The organism is Streptomyces sp. NPDC054841, assembly GCF_053611045.1.
Map to the genome: position 1 here is coordinate 1 of NZ_JBSGZO010000562.1, position 5081 is coordinate 5081.

General features: G+C 69.0%; 6 protein-coding genes. 2 read left to right on the forward strand and 4 right to left on the reverse strand.

Going from position 1 to position 5081, the window contains the following annotated elements; translation table 11 throughout:
* The first annotated feature begins 476 nt into the window (after positions 1–476).
* Complete coding sequence (locus ACWGI8_RS39175; protein WP_351223464.1) at positions 477–680, forward strand: hypothetical protein; 204 nt, start codon at positions 477–479, stop codon at positions 678–680.
* A gap of 130 nt (positions 681–810) precedes the next feature.
* On the opposite strand, the gene ACWGI8_RS39180 is transcribed toward ACWGI8_RS39175, so the two are convergent.
* From ACWGI8_RS39180 to leuC, 4 genes are all read right to left on the reverse strand, one after another.
* The gene (locus tag ACWGI8_RS39180) at positions 811–1443 is read right to left on the reverse strand and encodes an HU family DNA-binding protein (RefSeq protein ID WP_453668216.1); all 633 of its coding nucleotides are present in this window, start codon (positions 1441–1443) and stop codon (positions 811–813) included.
* 171 nt (positions 1444–1614) lie between these two features.
* Positions 1615–1842 (reverse strand): SCO5555 family protein, encoded by a 228-nt coding sequence (locus tag ACWGI8_RS39185; RefSeq protein ID WP_453668217.1) that lies wholly within the window; start codon positions 1840–1842, stop codon positions 1615–1617.
* A gap of 104 nt (positions 1843–1946) precedes the next feature.
* On the reverse strand, positions 1947–2540 hold the full coding sequence (gene leuD / locus ACWGI8_RS39190) for a 3-isopropylmalate dehydratase small subunit (RefSeq protein WP_453668218.1): 594 nt from the start codon (positions 2538–2540) through the stop codon (positions 1947–1949).
* 137 nt (positions 2541–2677) lie between these two features.
* On the reverse strand, positions 2678–4102 hold the full coding sequence (gene leuC, locus ACWGI8_RS39195) for a 3-isopropylmalate dehydratase large subunit (RefSeq protein WP_453668219.1): 1425 nt from the start codon (positions 4100–4102) through the stop codon (positions 2678–2680).
* Between the two features lie 187 nt (positions 4103–4289).
* Here leuC and ndgR point away from each other — a divergent pair, with 187 nt between their 5' ends.
* Complete coding sequence (gene ndgR, locus ACWGI8_RS39200; RefSeq protein ID WP_005311436.1) at positions 4290–5006, forward strand: IclR family transcriptional regulator NdgR; 717 nt, start codon at positions 4290–4292, stop codon at positions 5004–5006.
* Positions 5007–5081: the final 75 nt, after the last annotated feature.

A 5081-nucleotide genomic window follows, 5' to 3' on the forward strand; every position in this document is an offset into this window, starting at 1 on the left:
AATACGCCCAGTATGAGGACGCCCCTCCGCCTTGCGATGCACCGCATCTGACGCCGCGCGCTGATCCACCGGGGATTACGGGACAGCCCTTAGGGAGTGACTTCGAAGTAGCGCCGTCCGCCCGAAGGGCGGGCCCGGCGGCGTCCTGTGCTGGGGGCACCTCCCGTACCCGAAGGGCTACGGGGGAGTGCGTGCCAGGCGTCGCCGGGCAGACGGGACTTTGAAGACACGGCCCAGGGGCCTGTCCGGGGCCGCGGCCCACCCGGTGTTCGCCTGAGAGGTGCCCCTGGCCGTCCTGTGGGCCCGGAAGGTGCCCGTCCCCGATCGGCCCGGGTCTGCGTCCTCAGTCGCCCAACGGACTCCTGCGGAGCGGTTGGGGTCCCCCGGGCGAAGCTCCGGGGAAGATCGAGGACCGAGCGGGCCCGCCGCAGGCGCCCGGGGCCGGGGCTCCCCTGCGTGCCCGTTACGCTCTGGACATGCAGGCGACCGCGTACACGTACGACTCAGAGACCCGCAGCGGAAGTGTGCTGCTCGACGACGGCACGCCCGTGGAGTTCGACGCCGCCGCGTTCGACGCCGGCGGGCTGCGGCTGCTGCGACCGGGACAGCGGGTGCGGATCGAGACCGAGGGCAAGGGCGATGCCCTGCGGATCACGCTGGTGACGCTGCAGACGCTCTAGGGCAGAGGCAGAGGCAGACGTAGCAGCAGATGCAGCTGTGGATGCAGCTGTGGATGCAGACGCGCCGCGGGCCGGGCTCCCCTGAAGGAGTCCGGCCCGTCGCGTGAGTGGCCCTGTGCTGTTGCGCCGCTTACTTCTTGCGGGCGGTGGCCTTCTTGGCGGTGGTCTTGCGCGCCGTGGCCTTCTTCGCGGGCGCCTTCTTCGCCACCGCCTTCTTGGCGGGGGCGGTCTTCTTGGCCGCGGCCGCCTTCTTGGCGGGTGCCGCCTTCTTCGCCGCCGCCGTGGTCTTCTTGGCGGTGGTCTTCTTCGCCGTGGTCTTCTTGGCGGTCACCTTCTTGGCGGGAGCGGCCTTCTTGGCCGTGACCTTCTTCGCCGCGGCCTTCTTGGCCGTCGCCTTCTTCGCGGCAGCCTTCTTCGCGGCCGCGCCGACCTGGAGGCTGCCCTTGGGGGCCTTCTTGACGGCGACTTCGCCGCCCCTGGGGAGCTTCTTGGAGCCGCTCACCAGGTCCTTGAAGCCCTGGCCCGCGCGGAACCGCGGCACCGAGGTCTTCTTGACCCGCACGCGCTCACCCGTCTGCGGGTTGCGGGCGTAGCGGGCCGGGCGGTCGACCTTCTCGAACGAGCCAAAGCCGGTGACCGAAACCCGGTCGCCGCCGACAACCGCGCGGACGATCGCGTCGAGTACCGCGTCGACAGCATCGGCGGCCTGCTGGCGGCCACCCATCTTGTCGGCAATCGCTTCTACGAGCTGCGCCTTGTTCACGTCTTCCCCTTCGGAGACATTGCCGGAACGAAACTGTTCAAGCTTTTTCGCACGCTAGGCAGATATATACCGCAAATCAAACACGAAACGGGCTAATCACCCTAGTGCCGCAACGAAGTCGACCGTCGCGGCCACGCGGCGGAGCCGCATATCGGCCCAGTCGCCGGGTGGTCAGTCGCCTTGGGGGAAACGACCTTCGTCGAGGTCGTTCATCAACCGGTCCAGACGCCTTGCGGCGTCTACGAGATCGTGCTTCGCCGCGGCCGTGATGACCAGCAGCTTCCGGGACAGCGCCATCCTTACGCCCTCCGGGACTTGCAGTTCGCGCACACGCGTGTGCGCTTCCTTCAATCGGGCCGCGACCGCCTCGTAGAGCTCGAGTTGGCTGTCACGTTCCATGCACCGATTGTGCCATCTGGGGCGAGTTGTCGCCCGACAGGGTCTCAACAAGCGGCTGCGCCCTCCACCGGACGGTGGAGGGCGCAGTACGGGAAAAGCGCTGCTCAGACCTCAATTGTACGGGGCTTGAAGGCTGGCCTGGACGCCTCGTAAGTCGCGATGTCCGCTTCGTTCTGAAGGGTGAGGCTGATGTCGTCGAGTCCGTTCAACAGCCGCCAGCGAGCATTCTCGTCCAGCTCGAAGTCGGCGGTGATGCCCGCCGCGCGGACCTGGCGCGCCTCCAAGTCCACGGTGATTTCCGCGCTCGGGTCGGACTCGGTCAGCTCCCACAGCCGGTCCACCGTCTCCTGCGGCAGAACCACGGTCAGCAGCCCGTTCTTGAGCGAGTTGCCGCGGAAGATGTCGGCGTAGCGGGCGGAGATGACGGCCTTGAAGCCGTAGTTCTGGAGCGCCCAGACGGCGTGCTCACGGGAGGAGCCGGTGCCGAAGTCGGGACCGGCGACCAGCACCGTGGCGCCCTGCCGCTCGGGCAGGTTGAGAACGAAGTCGTCGTTCTTGCGCCAGGCCTCGAACAGTCCGTCCTCGAAGCCGTCGCGGGTGACCTTCTTCAGCCAGTGGGCCGGGATGATCTGGTCGGTGTCGACGTTGCTGCGGCGCAGCGGGACGGCCCGGCCGGTGTGCGTGGTGAAGGCTTCCATTGTTCATCCTTCGTTGCCTGTGGAGTAGTACGGTGTTGCCCTGCCTTCGGGCAGCGGTCAGGGCTTGGCCGTCATGAGACCCTTCCGGGCCGAGTGAGAAGCCACGCCGTTCTTACGGGGTGGAGGAGTCACGGTGTTCAGACTCCGGCTGTGGCCGGGATGTCGGACAGATCAGCGGGCGAGGCCAAGTGCCCGAGTACCGCAGTGGCGGCCGCGACCTGCGGCGAGACCAGATGGGTCCGGCCGCCCTTGCCCTGCCGCCCCTCGAAGTTGCGGTTGGAGGTGGAGGCGGAGCGCTCACCGGGAGCCAGCTGGTCGGGGTTCATGCCCAGACACATCGAGCAGCCCGCATGCCGCCATTCGGCGCCGGCCTCCTTGAAGACCTTGTCCAGGCCCTCCTCGACGGCCTGCAGCGCGACCCGTACGGAGCCGGGGACGACCAGCATCCGTACGCCGTCGGCGACTTTGCGGCCGTCCAGGATCGAGGCCGCGGAGCGCAGGTCCTCGATACGCCCGTTGGTGCAGGAGCCTACGAAGACGGTGTCGACGTTGATGTCGCGCAGCGCCTGTCCGGCGGTCAACCCCATGTACTCCAGGGCCTTTTCGGCCGCCAGTCGCTCCGAAGCGTCCTCGTACGAAGCCGGGTCGGGGACGTTCGCCGACAGCGGTGCGCCCTGGCCGGGGTTGGTGCCCCAGGTGACGAACGGGGAGAGCGAAGCGGCGTCGATGAAGACCTCGGCGTCGAATACGGCGTCGTCGTCGGTGCGCAGGGTCTTCCAGTACGCGACCGCCGCGTCCCAGTCCTCACCCTTGGGGGCGTGGTCGCGGCCCTGCAGATAGTCGAACGTGGTCTGGTCCGGGGCGATCATGCCCGCCCGGGCGCCGGCCTCGATCGACATGTTGCAGATGGTCATGCGGGCCTCCATCGAGAGCTTCTCGATGGCGGAACCCCGGTACTCCAGGACGTAGCCCTGGCCGCCACCCGTACCGATCTTGGCGATGATCGCCAGGATCAGGTCCTTGGCGGTGACGCCGTCGGGCAGCTCGCCCTCGACGGTGATCGCCATGGTCCTGGGGCGGGCCATCGGCAGCGTCTGGGTGGCCAGCACATGCTCGACCTGCGAGGTGCCGATACCGAACGCCAGAGCGCCGAAGGCGCCGTGCGTGGAGGTGTGCGAGTCGCCGCAGACCACGGTGGTGCCGGGCTGGGTCAGACCCAGCTGCGGTCCCACGACGTGGACGACGCCCTGCTCGACGTCGCCCAGCGGGTGCAGCCGGACGCCGAACTCGGCGCAGTTCTTGCGCAGGGTCTCCAACTGCGCGCGGGAGACGGGGTCCGCGATGGGCTTGTCGATGTCGAGGGTCGGGGTGTTGTGGTCCTCGGTCGCGATGGTGAGGTCCAGCCGCCGCACCCGGCGACCGCTCAGACGGAGACCGTCGAACGCCTGCGGGCTGGTCACCTCGTGCAGGAGGTGCAGATCGATGAAGAGGAGGTCGGGCTCGCCATCGGCGCGCCGGACGACATGGTCGTCCCAGACCTTCTCCGCCAGTGTCCTACCCATCGCTTTCCCTCCGGCCCGGCAGCGTCGCCGGGCCCAACTAGAGATCGATTGCGTCGCCGTCCGCACCTCGGACACGCCTTGGTGCCGGGCGGGGGACGCTGGCCCTTGTGCGGCCGTACATCCAGGTTCGCAACTTCTCGGAGAAATTGAACTTGCGTTTCACAGAGTGAGACGTGAATATCGTTGCATGGACAACTCTAGCGGCGTCGGCGTTCTCGACAAGGCAGCTCTGGTACTGAGCGCCCTGGAGTCCGGTCCGGCCACCCTCGCCGGGCTGGTCGCGGCGACAGGGCTTGCACGACCCACGGCACATCGCCTCGCCGTGGCTCTGGAACACCACCGGATGGTGGCGAGGGACATGCAGGGCCGGTTCATTCTGGGCCCGCGCCTGGCGGAGCTCGCCGCGGCGGCGGGCGAGGACCGGCTGCTGGCCACGGCGGGACCGGTGCTGACTCATCTGCGCGATGTGACCGGCGAGAGCGCGCAGCTCTACCGCCGGCAGGGAGACATGCGCATCTGCGTGGCGGCCGCCGAGCGGCTGTCCGGACTTCGGGACACGGTCCCCGTCGGCTCCACGCTCACGATGAAGGCCGGCTCCTCGGCCCAGATCCTGATGGCCTGGGAGGAGCCCGAGCGGCTGCACCGCGGCCTGCAGGGCGCCCGCTTCACGGCGACGGCCCTCTCGGGCGTGCGGCGCCGCGGCTGGGCCCAGTCGATCGGCGAGCGCGAGCCGGGCGTCGCCTCGGTCTCGGCGCCCGTCCGCGGCCCCTCCAACCGGGTCGTGGCCGCGGTCTCGGTCTCCGGCCCGATCGAGCGCCTGACCCGCCACCCTGGCCGTATGCACGCCCAGGCGGTCATCGACGCCGCCGCGCGTCTCAGCGAGGCCCTGCGCCGCAACGGCTGATCTTCCTCTGTTCATCTGTACGTTCCCCGGCCCACCGCTCCAACGCCGCAGCGGTGGGCCGGAGTTGTGTCCGGG

Coding starts and splice junctions, on each gene's coding strand:
- ACWGI8_RS39175 (WP_351223464.1), top strand. CDS start 477: ATGCAGGCGACCGCGTACACGTACGACTCAGAGACCCGCAGCGGAAGT.
- ACWGI8_RS39185 (WP_453668217.1), bottom strand. CDS start 1,842: ATGGAACGTGACAGCCAACTCGAGCTCTACGAGGCGGTCGCGGCCCGA.
- leuD (WP_453668218.1), bottom strand. CDS start 2,540: ATGGAAGCCTTCACCACGCACACCGGCCGGGCCGTCCCGCTGCGCCGC.
- leuC (WP_453668219.1), bottom strand. CDS start 4,102: ATGGGTAGGACACTGGCGGAGAAGGTCTGGGACGACCATGTCGTCCGG.
- ndgR (WP_005311436.1), top strand. CDS start 4,290: ATGGACAACTCTAGCGGCGTCGGCGTTCTCGACAAGGCAGCTCTGGTA.